Below are 21,924 nucleotides of genomic sequence, written 5' to 3'. Positions count from 1 at the left end.
AACCCGTGGGTGGCGAAGGTCAGGCGTCTTCTTCGGAGTCGGCTCCGAGCCCGCGCAGCAGGGACCTCAGCTCCTCCAGAGCGGCCTCGGTCATCTCCGGCTCGCCCAGCACGAGTTGGTGCAGGACGAGACCGTCCAGCGCGGCGAAGACGAGCCGCATGAGGGCCGGGCTCGCATCCTTGGGAAGCATGCGGTTCAACTCGCGCTGGGCCGCGCCGAAGTACTCGTCGTACAGGGTGCGCAGCGGCGGCAGCAGCTCCGGCCTGCGCCGGGACTCCAGCATCAGCTCGTACTGGAACGCCTGCAGGTCCGGGTTGGCCGCGACCATCTCCGACAGCCCTGCCGAGAAGTCCGCGGTCCTGCCGGTGCCGGACTCCATGGCGCTGGTGTGCAGGCTGGTGTGCACCGTGTGGGCCAGCGCCGCCTCGATGAGGGCATCGCGGGAACCGAAGTGGTGCACGACCAGACCGTGGGTGACACCGGCCTCCTCCGCGACGGCGCGGTAGGTCAGCTTGCGCAGGCCACCGTGGGCCACCACCCGCACGGCCGCGCTCAGGAGCGCGTCACGGCCCGCTCCGTAGTCCAGCCGTTTGCGCGCCCCGCCACGAGGGCTTCGGCTCTTCTTCTCGTCTGGCGCTTCGGCGGATTCGGTCACGTCAGGGACCCTACCTAGCTCGCGGTGGCTGCCAGTCGATTACGCAGCACCGCGCTCGGGGCGCCGCGCCGGGCGGCTTCGGAGTCGGCCCGGCACGACGCGGTTCGTGGTCCGTCAGCTCCGGCTGGGCGGGCGGATGCCGCGGAACTCCCAGTCGCCGCCCAGCGCGGTGGACAGGACTTCCTCGGACTCGGTGGGCTGGGCACCCACGTCGGTGCGGATCGCGGTGGGTCCGGTGACGATGTGGTTGGTCAGCCGCCCCAGACCCTCCACCTCCACCTCGACGATGTCACCGGGCTGCACGGGGCGGGAGTTGGCCGGTGTGCCCGACAAGAGCACGTCGCCGGGGTACAGCGTGATGGTGCGGGCGATGTCGGCCACGAGGTAGTGCATGTCCCACTCCATCTCCGCCGTGGAACCGTCCTGCACCACCTCTCCGTTGACGTAGGTGCGCAGGTACTTGTCGTGGAAGTCCCAGTCGGTGACCAGGCCCGGGCCGAGCGGGCACAGGGTGTCGGAGCCCTTCACCCGCAGCATCGAACCGGCGTCGGTGTCACGGAAGTCGTGCAGGCCGTAGTCGTTGGCGATCGTGTAGCCCGCGATGTACTCCCCCGCGTCGGCCGGCGAGATGTTGCGCGCCGTCCTGCCGATCACGATGGCGACCTCGCCCTCGTAGTTGAGCCACTTGCAGCCCTCGGGGCGCACGATCGCACCCTTGTGGGAGTTGAGGGCCGAGGTGGGCTTGTGGAAGTACGTCGGGGTGGGCGTGAGCTCGATCTGGAACTCGTCGACGCGGCTGCGGTGGTTGAGATGGACGGCGACGACCTTCGAGGGGACGACCGGGGGAAGGTGCTGGGCGTCCTCCACCTTGACGCGTCGGCCGTCGCCTGCGACCAGTTCGTCGTCCTCGCGAAGGACCTGGACGGCCGCGCCGTCCAGGAGGATGCGGCGGTACTCGGGCATGAGGGGGCTCCTAGGCGCGGCTGTGGGGGTTGTGCGGGACGGGGTGTGCGGGCAGGCCGTTGCCGGTCCAGCCGCCGGCGGGGCGGTCGAACCACAGGTGGACCTGGCCGGTGCCGATCGAGTTCTCGTACTCGCCGTACTGGCGCGCCCTGGCGACGCAGGCGCGCTCGCCGAGGGCGCCCGCCATCATCAGGTAGTGGAAGAACTTGGCCTCGGGCTTGAACTTCCAGAACTCGTCCATCGTGTCGAGGACCTTGTCGTGGCGGCCTTCCTTGAACCAGCCGATGCGTTCGTGGTCGGCCTCGCGTGCCTCGGCGGTGAAGATGTGTGCGGGGTCGCTCGATTCGTGGTCGCGCAGTTGCCGCAGCGGCCAGAAGGTGTGCGAGAGGGCACCTGAGGCGATGAGCAGGACGCGGCGGCCCGGGGTGGCGGCGATGCCGTCGGCGAGCGCTCGTCCGAGGCGCAGGTGGTCCTCCATGTCACCGGTCTGGCAGACGCCGATGGTGACCCACTTCTTGTCGGGCAGGCCCTCGCCGAGGAACTTCCACAGGTTGGTCGTGGCGTAGTAGATCGGCAGGTACGGGTCGTCGATCGCGGTGATCCAGGTGCCGTGCTTGTCGGCGAACCCGGCTATGTTCTCGGCGAGTTCGGGGTCGCCCGGGAAGTCGTAGGGCATCCGGCACATGCCGCGCGGCAGCTCTTCGGAGGTGAAGAGGCCGGCCCGGCGCTGCTGGCCGGTGACGACGAATTCGACGGTGGTGGCCCAGTGCGAGTCCAGGACGACGACGGTGTCGTACTCCTGGGAGGCATCCCGCTCGAAGACCTCGCGCCGCAGTTCCTTCAGGCCGGTGACGAGGGTGATCTCCTTGCCCTCGTTCAGTTCCAGGCGCGTCTCCTGCGGGAGCACGACGGTGGGCACGTGGGCGAGCAGCCCCGCCCCGACGATCTCACCCATGGTCCCGCCAGCCCTTCGGCGCCGTCACGGTGTTCTTGAGGTCGCAGTAGAAGTCGAAGCTCCAGGTGCCTCCCTCGCGGCCCACCCCGGAGTGCCGGGAGCCGCCGAAGGGCGCCTGGAGGTCGCGTACGAAGAAGCAGTTGACCCAGACCGTGCCCGCCACGAGCCGGCCGGTGACGCGCTCGGCGCGCCCGCGGTCGCCGGTGGCGACGGTTGCGGCGAGCCCGAAGCGGGTGTCGTCGGCCAGGCGGACCGCCTCGTCCTCGTCGGCGAACGTCTGCAGGGTCAGGACGGGGCCGAAGACCTCCTCCTGCACGATCTCGGAGTCCTGGGCGACATCGGTGAGCAGGGTCGGCGCGTAGTACTGGCCTTCGCCCCGTCGGCCGCCGATGACGGCGCGGGCCCCGGCTGCGAGGGCCCGCTGCACGAAGCCGTCGATCTTCTCCAGCTGGCGGGGGTGGATGTTGGGGCCGATGTCGGTGGTCTCGTCGCGCGGGTCTCCCTGCCGCAGGGCCGAGGCCTTCTCGGTGAAGCGTCGGGTGAACTCCTCCGCGATCGTCTCCTCGACGAGGATGCGGGTCGCGGCCAGGCACACCTGTCCGGCGTTGTCGTACTGCTCCACGGCCAGGTCGACGGCGAGGTCGAGGTCGGCGTCCGCGAACACCAACAGTGGTGACTTCCCGCCGAGTTCGAAGCTGGCGGGCACCAGGTTGGCCGCGGCCGCCGCGGCGATGGTCTTCGCGGTGGGCACCGATCCGGTGAAGCTGATGCGGCGCACGTCGGGGTGGGAGACGAGGGCGCTGCCGGCCTCGGCGCCGTGGCCCTGCACGACGTTCAGGACCCCGGCGGGCAGTCCGGCCTCGGCGGCGATGTCGGCGAACAGGGAGGCGGTGAGGGGCGACCACTCGGCGGGCTTGAGGATCACGGTGTTGCCCGCGGCGAGCGCCGGGGCGATCTTCCAGGTGGCGAGCATCAGCGGTGCGTTCCACGGGGTGATCAGCACGCAGGGGCCCGCCGGGTCCCAGCTGACGTGGTTGGTGTGGCCGCGGGTGTCGAAGTCGTCGTGGCCGAGGCCCAGGAGCCGGTCGGCGAAGAAGCGGAAGTTGTGTGCCACGCGCGGCATGACTCCGCGCCGGTGCGAGCGCAGCAGGGCGCCGTTGTCGTGGGTCTCGACGATCGAGAGGTCCTCGATGCGCTTCTCGACGGCGTCGGCGACGGCATGCAGGATCCGGGCCCGTTCGGCGCGCGGGGTGGCCGCCCAGCCGGGGAAGGCCGCGCGGGCAGCGGCGACGGCGGCCGACGCTTCTGCCGCCGTGCCGCGGGCGATCTCGCCGAGGACGCTCCCGTCGATCGGCGAGACGTCCACGAAGGTGTCGGCGGAGGCGACGCGTTCGCCGCCGATCCAGTGCCGGGTGTCGACGGTGACACCGGCCACGGTGAGGGTGTGTTCGCTCATGTCCAGTCTCCAAATGGCATGTAGTGGGCGGAGTTACTCGGCTCCGGAGGTGCCGGACTCAAGCAGCGTGCCGCCGTCCCACACGACGCCGACCTGCCGGTAGTAGGCGGCGATCGGTTCCCTGATCTCCAGTCGGGCCAGCTCCTCGGTGGGTGCTTCGAACAGCTCCAGCTCCGCGTCGCCGACCCACGCCTGACCGGCCTCGAAGGACGCGGCGCCGGTCTCTATCAGCTCGTCGAGAGCCAGTCCCTTGCCCTTCTCGATGGAGGGCAGCCAGCGGTGGTGGGCCATCGGGTGGCTGTTGACGAAGCCGTTGGTCTCGGACGGTTCGCGCAGGGTGACGACGGCCTGGGCCAGGCGGCGGTCGGCCGCGGCGAGGGTCGCGCCGAAGCGGGCGCCGGCTTCGATCCGCGGGGCGGGACCGTAGGGGTGCGGGCGGGTCTGGTGGATGGAGCCGAGCTTCTTCGGGTAGCCCTGGTGCAGGCCGCGCGCGACGGCGAAGTCCTTGTCGACCCAGATGTACACGCAGCGTGAGTAGGTGCGCCCCTTGTACTGACAGCGCACGACTGCGAAGGCCTCCTTGTACTGGGCGAGCACGGGGTCGAGCAGCTGGCTCCCGTCCGCGGCGCAGGACTGCCAGTCGGCCCAGATCAGCGCGACGGCACCGGGGTCCTCGTCGGCCAACTCCAGTGGTTCGGGCAGGAGTTCACGCACCCGGGCGGGGTCGGTGCGGTACTCGACGGTGAGCAGGTCGCCGGAGTAGTGCCACGGCGGGGAGGGGATCAGCGAGGCGTCGCCGGTCGCCGTCTTGGGGTGGAAGTATCCACGGACGCTGGCCATGACTGGGGGTTCCTTACGAGGTGAGGGCGGGCTGCGCGAGGAGCTGGGCGCGGTAGCGGGCGGCGCCGGTGGTGGCGGCCGGGCCGCCGAGCGCGACCACTCCGACGAGCCGGTCGTCGGCGTGATAGCCGACGAGGACGTCGCCTTCCGGGTCGCCGTCCAGGACACGCACGTCGGCGATGCCCAGGGCGGGTGCGCCGAAGGACTGCAGCCGGAACTCATGCTGGTCGCTCCAGAAGGTGGGCAACGGGGCGAACGGCGGGGGTTGCGCCACGCTGCCGACGAGATGCGCCACGAGGCTCTTCGCGGCGTGCTTGGCGGTGTCGGTGGGGATCGACCAGTGCTCGACACGGCGGGGTACGCCGTCGTAGCGGGCATTGGGGAAGCGGGCGATGTCACCGACGGCGACGACGTCCGGGTGGCCGCCGACGCGCAGCTGCTCGTCGGTCAGGACCCCGTCGGACAGATCCAGGCCGTTGCCGTCCAGCCATTCGGTGTTGGCGACCGAGCCGACGGACTCCACGACCACATCGGCCGGAAGCACCGTCCCGTCGGTCAGGACGACACCGGTCACCCGGTCCTCGCCCGCGAAGCCCGCGACACCCGCGCCGAGGGCGAAGCGCACGCCGCGCTCCTCGTGGCGCCGGTGCAGCGAGCGGGCCAGGAGTTCGCCGAGCGGGCGCAGCATCGGCAGCGTCTCGGGATCGACCACCGTCACCTCGCCGACGCCGAGGCCCTTGGCGGTGGCGGCGACCTCGCAGCCGATGAAGCCCGCGCCGATGACGACCACGCGGACGCCGGGCCGGGTCAGTTCGTCACGCAGGCCCCGGGCGTCGGCGAGAGTGCGCACGGTGTGCCGGCCGCTGCCCGGACCCGAGGGGCCGTCGCAGCGCAGCCTGCGCGGCCGCATGCCGGTGGCGACGACCAGGCCGTCGAAGGCGAGTTCCGTACCGTCGTCGAGTCCGACGACGCGCTCGTCGAGGCGGGCGGAAGTGGCGGTCGTGCCCAGCCGCCACTCGACGTCCGCCGCACTTGCTCGGGGCGTGAACGCGAGGGACTCGAACGGCACCTTCCCGGCGAGCACGTCCTTGCTCAGCGGCGGCCGGTTGTACGGCATATGGGGCTCGTCGCCGATGACCGTGATCGCGCCCGTCCAGCCGGCGGCGCGCAGCTGTTCGGCGGCGCGCAGGCCGCCCATCGAGGCACCGGCTATGACGACGCGCCCCGGACTCCGGGGGACGTGAGCCGTCTCGGCCATCTCAGGCCTCGATCCGGATGGCCTGCAGCGGACAGACGTCGGCGGCTTCCTCGACCTCGTCGCGCAGCGCGTCGTCGGGGTCGCTGACGTAGGCGAGGCGCCCGGTGTCGTCCAGCTGGAAGACGTCGGGGGCCGAGAAGACGCACTGTCCGTGGTCCTGGCACTTGTTCATGTCGACGACGACCTTCATGGCCGGTCCTCCTGGAGGTGAGGGCGTCGGGGCGCACTGAGGGAAGTGGGGCCCGGCTCGGTGGCCGGGCCCCTGCCAAAGGGGTACGGATGGCCGCACTCCCTAACTCGTTTGGCTTCAAACAACATAGAAAGCGAACGGAGCCTGGTCAAGAGCTATCCAGATGGATAAATTCTTTCCCTGCACCCCTTGCGGAGAGGGACGGCCGTCCATACCGTTTGGCACCAAACAACGGGTGGGCGCCGGTCTGGCGTCCGCACCCCGACGCCGGGCCCTCGCCGGGCGGGCCACCCCGCCCGGCTGCCGGCCGCCACGCCCCCGTTCACATCCGCCGAGGAGACATCGGTGAGCGCTCAAGACACCCCAGAAGTCCGCACCGCCATGGACCGGCTCGCCGCCGACGGCATCGACGTGGTCCGGGTCACGTATCCCGACCTGATCGGCACCGACCGCGCCCGTGACGTCCTGCTCGACCATCTGCCCTCGGCCTGCGACCACGGCCTTGCCTTCTGCCGCGCGGTCTACCACACCACCCCGCAGGGCGACGTGGTCCCGGTTCGGGGCGGCCTCGACGCGGGCCTTCCGGACGTGACCGTACGACCCGACCTCTCCACCGCCCGTGGCCTGCCCTGGGAGCCGGGCGTCGCCTGGTGCCTGGGCGAGACGACCGACCCCGCCACCGGCTCGCCCAGCCCGGAGTCCCCGCGCGACCTGCTGCGCTCGGTGCTCGCCCGCTGCGAACAAGCGGGTCTGCGACCTGTCGTCGGCCCCGAGCTCGAGTACTTCCTGCTCGAACAGGACACGGCCGCGCCGACCGGCTGGCGCCGCTACGGACAGGGCGTCGCCGGAGTCGTCTATACGGCCGGACTGCGCGCCGACGCCGACAACCACCTACTGCCCACCCTGCGCAAGCTGCGCGATCTCGACATCGGCGTCATCAGCGCGAACCACGAGTTCGACGCGGGCCAGTTCGAGATCAACCTGACCCACTCAGAAGCGATGGACGCCGCCGACCGCGCCTTCCTGTTCAAGTCGGCCGTCAAGGAACTCGCCCGTAAGGAAGGGAAGCTGGCCACCTTCATGGCCAAGCCCTTCAACGACGCGGGAGGCTCCGGCTTCCACCTCCACTTCTCCGGCGAAGCCACCGGTGGCTCCGTCGTCGAGGGGGGCCGCAACGTCTTCGACGACCCCTCGGGCGCCTACGGTCTGTCGGACACCGCCCGCCACGCCATCGCCGGCATCCTCGCCCACGCACCCGCGCTCACGGCCCTGCTCAACCCGACCGTGAACTCGTACAAGCGCTTCGGACCCGACACCCTCGCCCCGTGGCTGATCGACTGGGGCCTCGACAACCGCAGCGCCATGGTCCGCATCCCGCCCGAGCGCGGCTCCGGCGCCCGCCTGGAGCTCCGGCTCGGCGACGCCAGCGCCAACCCCTATCTCGCGACCGCGGCGCTCTGCGCCGCGGCGCTCCTCGGCATCCAGGACGGCAAGGAGCCGCCGGCGCCCCTGCAGGGCTACGGCTACGACCCCGAGAAGTCCCAGATGCTGCCGACGACCCTGCCCGCCGCACTCGACGCCCTCGAAGCGGACGGCGCGCTGACCGAGGTCCTCGGCAAGGACTTCACCGAGTCCTTCCTCACCTACAAGCGCGACGAGGTCGACCGCTTCAACCACCACGTCACGGACTGGGAGTTCACCGAGTACTCCTACCACCTCTGACCGGCCGCACCACCTTCAGGAGCACCCTCATGACGAACCCGACCGACGCCATCGACCCGGCCGACCCCATCCCGCTCGCCGACGTCGACCTCGCCGACCTCGACAACTTCACCGACGGCGTCACCCCCTGGCGCATGTTCCACACCCTGCGCCACGAGGACCCGGTCCACTGGCAGCCGGAAGAGGCCCCCAACTCGGGCTTCTGGGCCGTCACCCGGCACGAGGACATCGCACGCGTCGACCGCGACGCCGAGACGTTCACCTCCACCAAATTCGTCAACCTCGAAGAGGTCGACGACGACCAGATCAAGAAGCGCGCCTCGATCCTGGAACTCGACGGCGTGCGTCACCGCGCGATGCGCAGCCTGCTCCAGCGCCAGTTCGGCGCGAGCGTCATCAACAGCTACACCGACTTCCTGCGCGGGCTGACCGCCAAGACCCTGGACGCGGCGCTCGCGAAGGGCCGCTTCGACTTCGTCAAGGAGGTCTCCGCCGACTTCCCCATCAACGTACTGGCCCGCCTCCTGGACGTGCCGTCGGAGGACAACCAGCAGCTCATCGACTGGGGCAACCGGATCATCGGCAACACCGACCCCGACTACGCGGACGTGCTCCTCGGCAGCGAGGAGAGCGAGAAGTACCGCGACCTGCCGTTCCGCTCCCCCGCCTCCCTCGAAGTCTTCGAGTACGGACGCGAGTTGGCCCGTCAGCGACGCGGCGGCCACGGCACCGACCTGGTCTCCAAACTGGTCAACGAGACCCCCCGCGACGGACTGCCGCTGTCCGGACAGGACTTCGACAACTACTTCCTGCTCCTCGTGGTCGCCGGCAACGAAACCACGCGCCACACCATCACCCACTCCATGCTGGCGCTGCTCCAGCACCCCGAGCAGCTGGCCCGCCTCCAGGAGGACCCCTCCCTGATCCCGACGGCGGTCGAGGAGTTCCTGCGCTGGGCGTCCCCCGTCTACCACTTCCGCCGCACCGCGACCCGCGACGTCGAACTCGGCGGCAAGCAGGTCAAGGAGGGCGACAAGGTCGTCATGTGGTACGCCTCCGGCAACCGCGACGAGAAAGTCTTCGGCAACCCGTACGACTTCGACGTCGCCCGCGCGGACAACGACCACGTCACCTTCGGCAAGGGAAGTCCACACCTGTGCCTGGGCAACCTCCTTGCCCGCACCGAGATCCGCATCATGTTCGAGGAGCTGATCCCGCGCCTGGCCGGCATCCGCCTCACCGGCGACGTCCCACGCGTCCGCTCCAACTTCGTCAACGGAATCAAGAAGCTGCCCGTGGAAGTCACGCTCGCCTGACGAGTCCTCCCCCACTGTCAGCCCGCCGAGACGCTGCGCGAGATCGGCCGGCTCGCGCAGCCGACTGCGGCAACCGTCTCGGCTGGGCTGGGCTGGGCTGCGATGCCGCCCCGCCGCCTGGCCGCTTCTGAAGCCTCACAAACCCCTGTCGGCCGCGCAGCGCTTCGTGCCAGAATCCGCGCATGTCGGTTCGATACCCGCGCCCCCTGCGTCCCGGTGACCGTGTCGGTGTCACCTCTCCGTCGAGTGGTGTCTCGAAGGAGTTGAGTGCGCGCCTCCAGGTCGCGATCCGTGAGGTGGAGGACCGCGGGTACGAGGTTGTGGTCGGGCGGTGCATGGGCGCTTCCCGGCACATCAGCGCATCGGCCGCCGACCGCGCGGCCGAGTTGATGTCGATGCTGACCGATCCCACCATCAGGGCGGTCGTCCCACCGTGGGGCGGGGAGACCGCGATCGATCTCATCCCGCTGCTCGACTGGGACCGGCTGCGCGACGCCGAGCCGACCTGGTTCGTCGGGTACTCCGACACCTCGACCCTGATGACACCGCTGACCCTGCTCACCGGCACCGCGACCGTCCATGGCAACAACCTCATGGACACGCCCTATCGCGTGCCCGAAGGGCTGCTGTCGTGGCTCGACATCGTCGCCGCTCCCCCGGGCCACCGCTTCACCCAGACTCCGCCCGGCAGCCACCGTTCCAGCGGCTTCGACGACTACGCCGTATTCCCGGACGTTCGCGAGTACACGCTCGATGTCCCGGGCACCTGGACCCGGATCGACGGCAGCGGCGACGTGGAGGCCGAGGGACGGCTGATCGGCGGATGCATCGAGACACTGTGCAATCTCGCGGGAACGCCGTACCTCGACGCCTCGGCCTTCGCCCGGGACGAGTCCCCCGTCGGACTCCTCGTCTACGTCGAGGCGTGCGAGGACAACGCCTTCACCATCTGCCGGAATCTGCACGGCCTGAAGCTCGCCGGCCTCTTCGACCACGCGAACGCGATCCTCGTCGGCCGGACCAACGCACCGGACCGCCGCACCCTCACCCAGCACGAGGCCGTGCTCGACGCGCTCGGCTCCCTGAACGTGCCGATCGTCGCCGACCTGGAATGCGGCCACGTCCCGCCCTACATGCCCATCGTCAACGGCGCGCTCGGCCGTATCGTTCACACGTCGACCCGAAGCGAACTCACGCAGACATTGGCCTGACGACGTCGGCGGGAGGGCCCGGACCCATCGGCCCAGAGCCCTCCCGCCTGAAGAACCGCCCGCCCCCCGTCAGGCGATGTGACGGATCCGGCGCACGGCGAGGAAGACCAGGAACGCCGCCAGAGCGAGGAAGACGCCCGTCTCGATGCCCTGGAAGGCCCAGAACCGGTCGCCGGGCTGGTAGAGCTGCCAGTTGTGGGACCCGGGTCCAAGGCCCTGATGCGCCATCTGATCCAGGCACGAACTCGCGCCGGTCTTGGCCTCGTTGGAGGGCGGGCACCCCACCTGGGCGTTCTCCCTCACGAGCTTCCCGGCGCCGTCGCGCAACCCCTGGCTGAGAATCCAGTCGCTCGACGCGGGGTTCGGTCCCTGGGAACTCGCCAGGCCGTAGTTCAGGGTTTTGGCGGGCATGTAGTGGGCCCGGCCGAGGGTTTCGACGGCGATACGTACGACGGCGAATCCGGCGAGGGTGACCGCCATGGCCGGCAGGACCCGGCGCGCGAAGGTGCCGGCGAAGATGCCCAGCGCCACGGCGAAGAGGGTATAGCCGATCGGCGCGATGCCCTGCACGTCGAACCAGAGGTAGCCGAATCGCCCGTTGCCGTTGGCGGCCAGGGGCTCGTACCACCAGGACACCCCAAGGGCGTACACGACGGCGAGGAGGACCGTGACGGCGCCCACCAGGCCGAACTTGACGAGCGCCCACCGAAGTCGGCTGACACCCTGGGTCCACACGAACCGGTGGGTGCCGTGTTCCACCTCGCGGGAGATCAGCGGTGCACCGAGGAAAAGCCCCACCAGCAGTGGCAGGACCACGAAGAGGATTCCGACGAACGACAGATCCTTGAACTCGTTCTGGAACTGCGCGCTGAGGGCGTTGCAACCGTCCACGGCCTTGTTCGCGGCCAAGGCGTCCGTGCCCAGCTTGGAAAGACAGGACCCCAGGCCGGAGTTGTCGAAGACATCGTGCATCCGCAGGCCGGTGGGGATCATGACGGCAGCGAGTACGGCCAGCCCGATCCCGGCGAAGAGAGCTTGCTTGCGATGCTGTTTCCAGGTCAGCCAGATCATGCGGTCACCTCCGAAACGGTGCACGCCGCACGGCTGTCGGCCGTGTGGAGGTAGGCGAGGACGAGGTCTTCCAGCGTCACCTCGTGCCGGGTCCAGGCCGGGTCGTCGACGGGTCGCCCCTGCGTGCGCACGAGCAGCGTGGACTGGCGGTCGGTGTGGCTGGCGTTGATGACCTGTGCCGGGCCCTCCATCGGGACGGCACCCGGCTCGGTGCGCGGGCCGACCAACGTCCGGTGTTCGTCGAGCAGTTCGTCGATCGAGCCGGCCAGCCGGACATGTGCCTTCTGCAGCACGATCAGGTAGTCGCAGACCCGTTCCAGATCCGCCACCAGGTGTGAGGAGAGCAGCACGGTCGTGCCGCTCTCGGCGACCACGCCCATCAGCGCCTGCATGAACTCCCGCCTGGCCAGGGGATCCAGAGCCGCGACCGGCTCGTCGAGCAGCAGCAGACGAGGCCGCTTGGCCATGGCCAGCGCCAGCGCCACCTGAGCGCGCTGCCCGCCGGAGAGCTTCCCGACCGGCTTCTTGAGCGGAATGTCGAGTCGGTCGATCCGCTCACGCGCGAACGCGGCGTCCCAGCGGCTGTTGAGCCTGCCGCCCAAGGTGATGTGGTCGGCGGCGGTGAACTCGCGGTAGAGCGGCGTGTCCTGAGCCACGAACCCGACCTCCCGCAGGACCGCGGTGTTGTTATGCGGATCCTGGCCGAAGACGCGCACCTGTCCGGCGTCGGGCCGCAGCAGTCCGACGGCGAGATGCAGGAGGGTGGACTTGCCCGCGCCGTTGGGTCCGGCGAGCCCGGCGATCCGGCCGGCGGGCAGGTGCAGGGAGCACTCCTGGAGTGCCCATGTGCGCCCGTACCGCTTGCCGAGCGCATCGGTCGCCAACGCCATTTCCGTCATGTGCCATCCCCCAACTGGTCACGCATGTCTGGTCCCTCAACTGGTCACGAGGCGTCCTCGGCCGGCGGTGCGTCGAGCGTGGTGCGCAGAGTGGTGTCGATCAGCGCGGTGATGTCCTCGCGGCCCAGACCCGCGGCCTGGGCCTTGTGCAGCCAGGCGAGCAGGTCCTCGCGCAGCCCGGCCTGGTGGGCCAGGGCCGGGCCGGCGAGGGTGCCCACGAGGAAGGTGCCCACGCCGGGGCGCCCCTCTGCCAGTCCTTCGAGCTCAAGCTCGCGGTACGCCTTCAGCACCGTGTTCGGATTGATCGCCAGCGACTGAGCCACCTGACGCACCTTGGGCAGCTGGTCCCCGGGCTCGGCGAGGCCGACCCGCAGAGCCTGGCGTACCTGGAGCACGAGCTGCATGTAGGTGGCCACCCGTGAACGGCCGTCAAGTACGAACTCGATCACTGCTTCTCCCGTTGTCTTACGACAGTAAGACAGCCTGCTGACGTTGGCTCCGGATGTCAAGACTGAATGTCCTACGACAGTAAGACAGCAGGAGGCAGGGGTGGGCCCGCGGGAGGCGGAGAGGGCTGTTCAGCGCCCGTCGGCGTCGATGCGGAAGCGAAGCCTGCAGATCACCGCGTCGGTGTCACGGCGTACCGCGTGGGCGACGACGGAACCGCGGTGGTTCTGGAGCAGCCGCTGCCAGAAGTGGGCGGACTCCGTTTCCGGGATCAGCACGGTGATCTGGGAGTCGGCGTGGGTGGCGGACAGCTCGCGTACGTATGCCGAAACGGGACGGCCGAGGGCGCGGGTGGGTGACCTGAGCTCGACGAGATCGATGCCCGGGTTCCACAACTCCCAGTCGCGGTGCAGGGCTTCGGCCTCGCGACGGTCCTCGGGAGCGGGGTGGGTGACGGTGATCGCCAGCACTTCGTCGCCCAGCGAACGGGCCGCGGTGAGCGCCTTGCACGTCAGCTTGGACAGACCCGCGACGGGCACGACGACCAGCGAGTGAGCCTGCTGCGGCGGCTCGGGGACGCGGCCGAGTTCCAGGCGCTCGCCGATCCGGCCGTACGCGCGATGCACCCTCTCGAAGCCGACGACCAGCAGCGGCACGGCGAGGACGATCAGCCACGCGCCCTCGGTGAACTTGGTGGCGGTGACGACCACTCCCGCGACGCCGGTGAGCAGGGCGCCGAGGCCGTTCAGTACGGCCTTCGCACGCCAGCCCTTGACCCGGTCGCCGTACCAGTGCCGGACCATGCCGATCTGGCAGATGGTGAAGCCGATGAACACGCCGATCGCGAAAAGCGGTACGAGGGTGTTGGTGTCGCCACCGGAGAAGACCAGCAGGAGCGCGGAGACCAGGGCCAGCGCGAGCACCCCGTGCCGGTGCACCTGGCGGTCGGCCTTGAGGGCGAACACATGCGGGAGGTGGTTGTCGCGGGCCAGCAGGCTCATCAGTACGGGCAGCCCGCCGAAGGACGTGTTGGCGGCGAGGGCGAGGAGCACCATCGTCGCGAACTGCACCACGTAGAAGGCCACGTTGTGCCCGAAGGAGGCGTCCGCGAGCTGTGCGAGGACCGTTACCCCCTCGACCGGCTGGAGATGGAAGCGGCCGATGAGGATGGACAGGCCGATCAGCATCACGCCGAGGAGGGCGCCGAGCGCCACCTCGGTGCGCTGCGCGCGACGGGCGGCCGGGGCGCGGAAGGACGGCACCGCGTTGGCCACGGCCTCGACACCGGTGAGGGCGGAGCAGCCGGCCGCGAACGCCTTGAGCAGGAGCAAGGCCCCTACGGTGGTGGCGCTGTTGCCGAGCGCGGAGGTGTGGCCGTCGGCCGACGCTGTGCTGACCGGGCCGTCGCGGAAGAGCCCGACCACGATCATCGCGAGGATCGAACCGACGAACAGGGCGGTCGGCAGCAGGAACGCCTTGGCCGAGTCGACCACGCCCCGCAGGTTGACCGCCGTGACCAGGACGAGAACTCCCAGGCAGATCCAGGTCCGTTCGTCGTAGAGCTGCGGGAAGGCGGAGGTGAGCGCGGCGACACCGGCGGTGACGGAGACCGCGACGTTCAGCACGTAGTCGAGGGTCAGGGAACCGGCGGCCACCAGGCGGGTACGCCGCCCCAAGTGCCGCTTCGCCACGGCGTACGAGCCGCCGCCGTCCGGGAACGCGGCGATGACCTGGCGGTAGGAGGCCACCAGCACCGCCAGAAGCACGGCGATCGCCAGCGTGACGGGAAGCGTGAACCCCATCCCGTAGGCACCGGCCACGGCCAACACCAGAACGATCGACTCCGGTCCGTACGCCACCGAGGCCATCGCGTCCAGGGACAGTGCGGCGAGCCCCTGGAGCGCGGTGAGCTTGTGCCGGTCACCGGCCCGGGCGGCTCCGGCGTCCCCGATATCAGGCCGGGTGTCAGGCGGTTCCTGGACGCCGTCGCCGTCTGCCGCCGTGTTCGCGCTGCCTGCGTGTATGACCATGTTGCCGGTCCTCCGATAGAGCAATTCGAGGACCAGCGTGCGTGCCGTTCGGGAAGGGCCCATCCGTCTTGCCGTGATCCATACGCCCGCCGGAGCACTCTTCACGTGCCTCATACGCCGCGGCAATCGGCGATGGCCCGAATCCGCAGCGCCATGGTCACGGTCAACATTCCCTTCGGATACTGGTGTCGTATCGACAAGTACCGGCCGTGAGGAGAGGGACGACGTGGCAGACGAGCGCAACGAAGTGCCGGACAGCAGCGCCGTACGGGTTGCCCTCTGGCGGGCGTTGCATGTGCGGATCGACGCGCCACCGCACGTGTTCGAGGACGAGGTCGGCCTGGAATTGGCGGCTCCTGAGGCCGGATGGCAGGACCGCCCGGACATGGACCCGCACGCCACCAGCGGATTCCGGGCCGCCATCGTGTCCCGCGCTCGATTCGTCGAGGACCTGATCGACGAGCGGATCGACGACGGCATCACGCAGTACGTCGTCCTGGGCGCCGGGCTCGACACGTTCGCCCAGCGCCGGCCCGACGTCGCGGGACACCTGCGGGTCTTCGAGATCGACCAGCCGGCGACCCAGGCCTGGAAGCGGCGGCGCCTGATCGAGGTCGGCTACGGGGTCCCCGACTGGCTGCGGCTGATGCCGGTCGACTTCGAGGCGGGCGAGGACTGGTGGGAGCAGCTGTCGGGCGCCGGTTTCGATTCCGCCCGCCCGGCGGTCGTCGTGTGCACCGGTGTCAGCATGTACCTCACCAAGGACGCCACCGCGGCGACCCTGCGCCGGCTCGCCGGGCTGGCCCCCGGGTCGACGCTCGCCATGACGTTCATGCTGCCGGCCGAACTCGTCGACGATGCCGACCGCCCCGCGCTTGAGGCGACCGAGCCGCAGGCGCAGGCAGCCGGAACTCCGTTCATCAGCTTCTACACCCCGAAGGAGATGCTGGAGCTGGCCCACGACGCCGGCTTCAAGGATGTCCGGCACGTAGCGGGAACCACCCTGGCCGACCGCTACTTCGCCGACCGGCCCGACGGTCTCCGCCCGTCGAGCGGCGAGGATCTGCTGGTGGCCACGACCTGACACCCCCGCGTCCCACGCCCCTCAGCCGCCTTTGGCCGGGCGCGTGATGTCCAGCGCCGCACCCGTCTGATCGGCGAGCGTCACAGCGACGAGGCGGGCCTGGAGTGACGGGACGGGGCCGGGGCCAGGCGTGAGCATGTAGCGGCCGAGGTAGCGGCCGTTGCCGTACGCACGCAGTTCGATCTCGCCGTGCGGCCAGCCCCCGCTGTCGACGTCCCAGCGCCTGCGGCCGACCACCACGGTGCCGTCCTGTTCCAGGCGCGGCGGCCGCCCCATGAGCGTGCCGTACTCGAATCGGCAGCCGCGCAGTCCGAGCAGCTCGGTCAGCTGTTCGCGCACATGGCCGACGACCGCGTCCGCGGAGGTGGAGGACTGGGCGAGGTCGGCGGTCCCGTGGATCCGTGCGAGGTACTCCGCGTCAGTCACGGTGACCACCTTCAGCCGGCGCGCGCGGGCCGCGAGCTGCGACACGATCAGCCCGACGACCAGGAGCAGCACCGCCGTCTCGACGTCGTCGGAGTCGGTGATGCTGAACCGTTGGTACGGGCGGGTGAGGAAGAAGTCGAACCAGGCCGCCGCCGAGAGCGCCGCGACGGCGCCCGCCAGCCGGCTGCCGACGGCCGCCACGGCGACGACCACCACGACCAGGATCAGGGCCGCGTTGGTGGACGAGAGGTCCGTACGGAAGGGCACCAGCACGAGCGCGACGAGGAAGGGGCAGACCAGGCCGGCGGCCAGTGCGATCCGGTCCCGCACGGGGTAGCCGGTCAGCGGATTGCCGGTCATACGTGTCGCCTCCAGCTCTCGGGCACCGCCCCCAGATCTACGTATCACGGGGGTGCTCCGCCCGCCCCGCGAAGCCCGGGGGCAGCCGCGTGACCTGCCTTCCTTTCAAGTGTGCTGCGCGGCGTGGGCACCGTCCATCGCCCCGGCCGTGGCCCCGCCGGATGCGCTCCGTCGCCGTGCCGATAGCCCGGCCGCTGGTGACAATGGGCGGCACGGACGTGCGGAACCGTTCCTCTCAGCGCGGAGCCGGGCGTGGGCCTGGGTCTCGCGAGCTGTGGACGTCGGCCCGGGTGTCCGTGTGATGGCCGGGACCCCGGGCTGGGCAGCACGTCAGGAGTACACCGATGGCCACCACCCACGGGCCCCGTACGAGTCGCCTGCGCGCGTGGATGCTCGAGGGCCTGTCCGACATGGCGAAGACCGCTCCGCACGGGGCGGGCGCCGCCGCGGAGCCGTCCCACAAGGGGCAGCCCTGGTGGCGCGTGATGTGCCTGACCGGCGTCGACTACTTCTCCACCCTCGGCTACCAGCCCGGCATCGCGGCTCTCGCGGCCGGTCTGCTGTCGCCGGTGGCGACCATCGTGCTGGTGATCGTCACTCTTGTGGGTGCGCTGCCGGTGTACCGCCGGGTCGCGGAGGAGAGCCCGCACGGCGAGGGCTCGATCGCGATGCTGGAGCGGCTGCTGTCCTTCTGGAAGGGCAAGCTGTTCGTCCTCACCCTGCTCGGCTTCGCCGCGACCGACTTCCTCATCACCATCACCCTGTCGGCGGCGGACGCCTCCACCCACCTCGTCGAGAACCCCCATCTGACCGACACCCTGCACAACAAACAAATGGTCATCACGCTCGTGCTGGTGGCCCTGCTCGGCGCGGTGTTCCTCAAGGGGTTCCTGGAGGCGATCGGCGTCGCCGTCGTCCTGGTCGGCATCTATCTCTCGCTCAACGTCGTGGTGGTGGTGACCGGCCTCTGGCACGTGATCACGAAGGAGCATGTGATCACCGACTGGTCCACGGCACTCACCGCCGAACACGGCAACGCGTTCGCCATGATCGGGGTCGCCCTGCTGGTCTTCCCCAAGCTCGCGCTCGGCCTCTCCGGCTTCGAGACCGGCGTGGCGGTCATGCCCCACGTAAAGGGCGACCCCACCGACACCGAGGAGCAGCCGAAGGGCCGTATCCGGGGCGCCAAGAAGCTGCTGACCACGGCCGCCGCGATCATGAGCGTGTTCCTCGTCTGCACGAGCTTCATCACCACACTGCTCATCCCGGAGAAGGAGTTCGAGTCCGGCGGCAAGGCCAACGGCCGGGCGCTCGCGTATCTGGCTCATGAGTACCTCGGCAACACCTTCGGCACGGTCTACGACATCTCCACCATCGCGATCCTGTGGTTCGCGGGCGCCTCCGCGATGGCCGGGCTCCTCAACCTGATGCCCCGCTACCTGCCGCGCTACGGCATGGCGCCGCACTGGGCCCGCGCCGTACGTCCGATGGTGATCGTCTTCACCCTGGTCGCGTTCCTGGTGACCTGGATCTTCAACGCCGACGTCGACGCGCAGGGCGGCGCCTACGCCACCGGTGTCCTCGTCCTGATCTGCTCCGCCGCCATCGCCGTCACCATCGCCGCGCGCAAGGCCCGTCAGCGCAACTGGACGATCGGCTTCGCCGTCATCTCGGCAGTGTTCCTCTACACGACCGTCGTGAACGTCATCGAGCGCCCTGACGGTGTGAAGATCGGTGCCTGTTTCATCGCCGGCATCATCCTCGTCTCGCTCCTCTCCCGGCTGGCCCGCGCCTTCGAACTACGGGTCACCCACGTCACGTTCGACTCCATGGCCGAGCGTTTCGTACGGGACATCGCCAGCCGCAAGGTCAGGTTCATCGCGAACGAGCCCGACAACCGGGACCTCGCCGAGTACCGCGCGAAGATCGACCAGATCCGCCACGACAACGACGTCCCGGCCCACGAGGACTTCGTCTTCGTCGAGGTCACGGTGGTCGACCCGTCGGAGTTCGAAGGGGACCTGAACGTGCGCGGTGAGGTGCTGCACGGACGCTACCGAGTCCTGACCCTGGAGGGCTCCTCCATCCCCAACGCCCTGGCCGCCCTGCTCCTGCACATCCGCGACACCACCGGCCGGGTCCCCCACATCTACTTCGAGTGGACCGAGGGCAATCCGCTCGCCAACTTCCTGCGCTTCTTCCTCTTCGGCCAGGGTGAGGTGGCCCCCGTCACCCGCGAGGTCCTACGCGAAGCCGAACCCGACCCCGCCCGCCGGCCCCATGTCCACGTGGGCTGAACTCCCCGGCGCTCCCGTCAGCCGGTTGCCGTCAGCGCTTCGCGCGCGACGGTGAGGGTCTCCTCCGAGATCGGGAATTCCCTGGTGGCGCGGGCCAGAACGAGCGCGCCGACCACCGTGCAGAGCCGGGCCATGCCGTCCTGGTCCTCGGCGGCCAGCCAGTCGGCGAAGTCGCCGACTCCCTCGCTGTACACGCGGCGGGCCTCACGGTCACCCGACCCGCGTGCCATATCCGTGGCGAGTGCGGCGGTGGGACAGCCGTCCGCCGAGTTGTCGCAGTGGGCGACGGGGAGATAGACGGGTCAGGCCGGACGCCTTCATGAGCTCGGCAACGCTGACGTGCGCCCCCATTGGATGTCGATTGACATCTATCCTGGACCTCGTTTAGATTGTGTACGTAATCTACTTGGCGGGACCCGGACATCGGTCCCCCGAATCGCTGGGAGCGGACATGGAACTCAAGGGCGCAGTCGCAGTCGTCACCGGGGCCAACCGAGGGCTGGGCCGCCATCTGGCCGACCAGCTCGTGCAGCGCGGAGCGAAGGTGTACGCGGCGGCGCGGCACCCCGAGAGCGTGGACCTGGCGGGCGCCACCCCTCTCCGCCTGGACGTGACCGACGCGGGGTCGATCCGGGAGGCGGCTCGCATCGCATCCGACGCGACCCTGCTCGTGAACAACGCAGGGATCTCCACCGGCACCACCCTCATCACCGGCGAACTGGACGCCGTACGCCTCGAGTTGGAGACGAACTTCTTCGGGCCTCTCGCCCTGACGCGGGCGTTCGCCCCGGTCATCGAGGGCAACGGCGGAGGCGCGGTACTGAACGTGCTCTCCGCGCTGTCCTGGCTGCACCCGGCCGGTCTCGGCTCCTACGCGGCGACCAAGGCCGCCACATGGGCGCAGACGAACGCGGTACGCGAGGAACTGGCCCCCCGCGGCATCGCGGTCACTGCTCTGCACGTGGCGTACATGGACACCGACATGGCCGCCGGCGTCCCCGCCGACCAGAAGGTCGACCCCGTGGATGTGGCGGCTCAGGCCCTCAACGCCGTGGAGGACGGCCTCCCCGAAATCCTCGCCGACGAAGTCACCCGACAGGTCAAGCGGAGCCTGGCCACCGCACTGAATCCGGCGTGAGGCCGATTACCTCCCATTACCTCCCAGCCGTGGCCGAGCAGGGGTCATTGCGCCAGATGAAGATCTCTGCGCTCGGCTGGCGCTCCGAGAACCGGCCCAACGGAGAGACATCCCAGAGCAGTTGGCGTAGGTCCGTCTCGAAGGCGTCGAGGCGCGTGCCGAACAGGTGCGGCGCCGAGAACGACATCGAGAACACGCCTGCGACCAGGTTGTCAGCGGTGCGTTCCAATGGTTGTCCGCCTGGCACGACGTGGCGCTGTGGTCCGGAGAATCCCGCCCGCGTGAGCACTGCGGCCTCGTCGCCCGGTGTCCCGTGAGGCAGCACGCCCCGACCGGCCCGGCGGACCGGTCCGAGATACTGCTTCACCAGCTCGTCAATGGCCGAACAGGGCACCGATGGGTGCGGAAGCCGATCGACGGCGCGCGTGTCCGACTCCCTCTCCGTCTTCAGGTCGGAGATGTGCGCGAGGACCCCGCCAGGCCGGAGCATGCGCTTGATGGTGGCCGCGACCCGATCACGGTCCATCCAGTGGAAGGACTGGGCGAAGGTCGCCACGTCGAACGTGCCGAGGCCGGCCGGCAGATCCTCGGCCCGGGCCTGGACCCACCGCGTCTTCGCGGCCATGCCCTGATCGTCGGCTTCTCGCGTAGCTTCGGCGATCATCCCGCGGTCCGGGTCCACGCCGACGATCTCGCTGAACAGATGCGCCAGGCTCAGGGCGATGACGCCCGGTCCGCATCCGACATCGATGAGCCTCCCGCGCCCGTCCAGCCTCAGAACCTCGGCGAGTGTGTCCGCCAGCCCGGGGGCGTACGGCAGTCGCCCGAGCCGGTAGTAGCGAGCGGTGCCTGCGAACAGGGTGTCGTCCCACTCCCATCGACCGCTCATCCCCACCCACCGCCCGTCACAGAGTTCACGCACATGTCCGGCGGGCTGATGATTCCACGGCCGGACGGTAACGTCTCGTCGCATGCCGTTTCCCGATGAGGTCGTCAGCCCCTTGGCAGTCGTCGACCACCGGCCGCAGTGGCCGCTGGAGTTCGAGCAGTTGGCCCGGCAGTTGCGTGCGGCCATGGGTGGAGTGCCGGCGGCCATCGATCACGTGGGGTCCACCTCGGTGCCGGGGCTGGCAGCCAAGGACTGTATCGACGTCCAGATCCGGGTGCCTGCGATCGACGAGGCGCGCGATGTCGCCCTGCTCTCGGCTGTCGGCTTCCGGTGTCGGCCCGAGCCGTGGAACCGTACAGAAGTCTCCGGCGGGATCGCGTGCCGCAAACTCGTCTTCGCACCGCCCGTCGGCGCCAGGCCCTGCAACGTCCATCTCCGGGAGAGCGCCGGGCCCAACGCCCGCTACGCGCTCCTGTTCCGCGACTATCTGCGAGCCGACGAGCCGGCACGGCGGGCATGGGGAGCGTTCAAGCAGAGGCTGGCGGCGAGTGTGCCCGACCTGTTCGACTACGGGCAGATCAAGGCGACCGCCACCGAGATCCTGATGGCCGCGGCCGAGCGGTGGGCGACGGACACCACCTGGACCCTCCCGCCGCCGCGGACCCCGACGGCGTCCGAGTGACAACGGACAGCGGGTGGCGCCTACCCCCGCCCCGC

General features: G+C 69.8%; 20 protein-coding genes and 1 pseudogene. 7 read left to right on the top strand and 14 right to left on the bottom strand.

Translation table 11 applies throughout. The features are described from left to right. Positions 1 to 19 precede the first annotated feature (19 nt). The 7 genes from CG723_RS13175 to CG723_RS13145 all read right to left on the bottom strand — a co-directional run bounded on the left by CG723_RS13175 (position 20) and on the right by CG723_RS13145 (position 6,317). Positions 20 to 655 (bottom strand): TetR/AcrR family transcriptional regulator, encoded by a 636-nt coding sequence (locus CG723_RS13175; RefSeq protein ID WP_100593453.1) that lies wholly within the window; start codon positions 653 to 655, stop codon positions 20 to 22. Positions 656 to 769: 114 nt separating this feature from the next. Continuing rightward, positions 770 to 1,618: a fumarylacetoacetate hydrolase family protein gene (locus CG723_RS13170; RefSeq protein WP_100593452.1), complete on the bottom strand. Its 849-nt coding sequence runs from the start codon at positions 1,616 to 1,618 to the stop codon at positions 770 to 772. Between the two features lie 10 nt (positions 1,619 to 1,628). Further along, positions 1,629 to 2,573: a 3,4-dihydroxyphenylacetate 2,3-dioxygenase gene (locus tag CG723_RS13165; protein WP_100593451.1), complete on the bottom strand. Its 945-nt coding sequence runs from the start codon at positions 2,571 to 2,573 to the stop codon at positions 1,629 to 1,631. Then, on the bottom strand, positions 2,566 to 4,029 hold the full coding sequence (locus CG723_RS13160) for an aldehyde dehydrogenase (protein WP_100593450.1): 1,464 nt from the start codon (positions 4,027 to 4,029) through the stop codon (positions 2,566 to 2,568). The genes CG723_RS13165 and CG723_RS13160 overlap by 8 nt, the downstream gene beginning before the upstream one ends. 33 nt (positions 4,030 to 4,062) lie before the next feature. Then, positions 4,063 to 4,869, bottom strand: coding sequence for an acetoacetate decarboxylase family protein (locus tag CG723_RS13155; RefSeq protein WP_100593449.1), 807 nt, complete (start codon positions 4,867 to 4,869; stop codon positions 4,063 to 4,065). Positions 4,870 to 4,882: 13 nt separating this feature from the next. Next, a complete protein-coding gene (locus tag CG723_RS13150) occupies positions 4,883 to 6,127 on the bottom strand; it encodes an NAD(P)/FAD-dependent oxidoreductase (RefSeq protein WP_100593448.1) in 1,245 nt (414 codons plus the stop codon). A gap of 1 nt (position 6,128) precedes the next feature. Beyond that, positions 6,129 to 6,317 carry a ferredoxin gene (locus tag CG723_RS13145; RefSeq protein ID WP_100593447.1) on the bottom strand — a complete coding sequence of 63 codons (189 nt, stop codon included), beginning with the start codon at positions 6,315 to 6,317 and terminating at the stop codon, positions 6,129 to 6,131. Positions 6,318 to 6,662: 345 nt separating this feature from the next. Here CG723_RS13145 and CG723_RS13140 point away from each other — a divergent pair, with 345 nt between their 5' ends. From CG723_RS13140 to CG723_RS13130, 3 genes are all read left to right on the top strand, one after another. Next, a complete protein-coding gene (locus CG723_RS13140; RefSeq protein WP_100593446.1) occupies positions 6,663 to 8,039 on the top strand; it encodes a glutamine synthetase family protein in 1,377 nt (458 codons plus the stop codon). 29 nt (positions 8,040 to 8,068) lie between these two features. After that, positions 8,069 to 9,355, top strand: a complete 1,287-nt coding sequence (locus tag CG723_RS13135) for a cytochrome P450 (RefSeq protein WP_100593445.1) — start codon at positions 8,069 to 8,071, stop codon at positions 9,353 to 9,355. A gap of 182 nt (positions 9,356 to 9,537) precedes the next feature. Beyond that, positions 9,538 to 10,566: a S66 family peptidase gene (locus CG723_RS13130; RefSeq protein WP_100593444.1), complete on the top strand. Its 1,029-nt coding sequence runs from the start codon at positions 9,538 to 9,540 to the stop codon at positions 10,564 to 10,566. 69 nt (positions 10,567 to 10,635) lie between these two features. Here CG723_RS13130 and CG723_RS13125 read toward each other — a convergent pair whose 3' ends face one another. The 4 genes from CG723_RS13125 to CG723_RS13110 all read right to left on the bottom strand — a co-directional run bounded on the left by CG723_RS13125 (position 10,636) and on the right by CG723_RS13110 (position 15,013). Continuing rightward, the gene (locus CG723_RS13125; RefSeq protein WP_100593443.1) at positions 10,636 to 11,637 is read right to left on the bottom strand and encodes an ABC transporter permease; all 1,002 of its coding nucleotides are present in this window, start codon (positions 11,635 to 11,637) and stop codon (positions 10,636 to 10,638) included. Beyond that, entirely contained in the window at positions 11,634 to 12,536 is a 903-nt protein-coding gene (locus CG723_RS13120) for an ABC transporter ATP-binding protein (protein ID WP_100593442.1), read from the bottom strand. The genes CG723_RS13125 and CG723_RS13120 overlap by 4 nt, the downstream gene beginning before the upstream one ends. A gap of 44 nt (positions 12,537 to 12,580) precedes the next feature. Then, positions 12,581 to 12,985 carry a GntR family transcriptional regulator gene (locus CG723_RS13115; protein WP_100593441.1) on the bottom strand — a complete coding sequence of 135 codons (405 nt, stop codon included), beginning with the start codon at positions 12,983 to 12,985 and terminating at the stop codon, positions 12,581 to 12,583. A 129-nt stretch (positions 12,986 to 13,114) separates the two neighbouring features. Then, complete coding sequence (locus CG723_RS13110; RefSeq protein ID WP_100593440.1) at positions 13,115 to 15,013, bottom strand: APC family permease; 1,899 nt, start codon at positions 15,011 to 15,013, stop codon at positions 13,115 to 13,117. A 226-nt stretch (positions 15,014 to 15,239) separates the two neighbouring features. On the opposite strand from CG723_RS13110, the gene CG723_RS13105 reads away from it, so the two are divergent. Further along, positions 15,240 to 16,097 carry a class I SAM-dependent methyltransferase gene (locus tag CG723_RS13105; protein WP_100593439.1) on the top strand — a complete coding sequence of 286 codons (858 nt, stop codon included), beginning with the start codon at positions 15,240 to 15,242 and terminating at the stop codon, positions 16,095 to 16,097. A gap of 21 nt (positions 16,098 to 16,118) precedes the next feature. Here CG723_RS13105 and CG723_RS13100 read toward each other — a convergent pair whose 3' ends face one another. Then, positions 16,119 to 16,883, bottom strand: coding sequence for a DUF4118 domain-containing protein (locus CG723_RS13100; RefSeq protein WP_100593438.1), 765 nt, complete (start codon positions 16,881 to 16,883; stop codon positions 16,119 to 16,121). A 344-nt stretch (positions 16,884 to 17,227) separates the two neighbouring features. On the opposite strand from CG723_RS13100, the gene CG723_RS13095 reads away from it, so the two are divergent. Then, positions 17,228 to 19,180 (top strand): APC family permease, encoded by a 1,953-nt coding sequence (locus CG723_RS13095; RefSeq protein ID WP_100593437.1) that lies wholly within the window; start codon positions 17,228 to 17,230, stop codon positions 19,178 to 19,180. 17 nt (positions 19,181 to 19,197) lie between these two features. Here the strand turns inward: CG723_RS13095 and CG723_RS13090 are convergent. Continuing rightward, positions 19,198 to 19,476 (bottom strand): annotated as a pseudogene (locus tag CG723_RS13090) (TetR/AcrR family transcriptional regulator); the annotation flags it as partial. A gap of 155 nt (positions 19,477 to 19,631) precedes the next feature. Here CG723_RS13090 and CG723_RS13085 point away from each other — a divergent pair. Then, positions 19,632 to 20,318: an SDR family oxidoreductase gene (locus CG723_RS13085; RefSeq protein WP_100593436.1), complete on the top strand. Its 687-nt coding sequence runs from the start codon at positions 19,632 to 19,634 to the stop codon at positions 20,316 to 20,318. Positions 20,319 to 20,334: 16 nt separating this feature from the next. Here the strand turns inward: CG723_RS13085 and CG723_RS13080 are convergent, their stop codons facing one another. Continuing rightward, the gene (locus tag CG723_RS13080) at positions 20,335 to 21,207 is read right to left on the bottom strand and encodes a class I SAM-dependent methyltransferase (protein ID WP_199841737.1); all 873 of its coding nucleotides are present in this window, start codon (positions 21,205 to 21,207) and stop codon (positions 20,335 to 20,337) included. An 82-nt stretch (positions 21,208 to 21,289) separates the two neighbouring features. Between CG723_RS13080 and CG723_RS13075 the strand changes: the two genes are divergently transcribed. Continuing rightward, positions 21,290 to 21,889 carry a GrpB family protein gene (locus tag CG723_RS13075; RefSeq protein WP_100593435.1) on the top strand — a complete coding sequence of 200 codons (600 nt, stop codon included), beginning with the start codon at positions 21,290 to 21,292 and terminating at the stop codon, positions 21,887 to 21,889. Positions 21,890 to 21,924: the final 35 nt, after the last annotated feature.

This window comes from Streptomyces sp. CB01635 (assembly GCF_002803065.1).
Lineage (GTDB): Bacteria > Actinomycetota > Actinomycetes > Streptomycetales > Streptomycetaceae > Streptomyces.
Note: the sequence above shows the minus strand (reverse complement) of the source record. Positions and strands in the feature narration are given on the sequence as shown.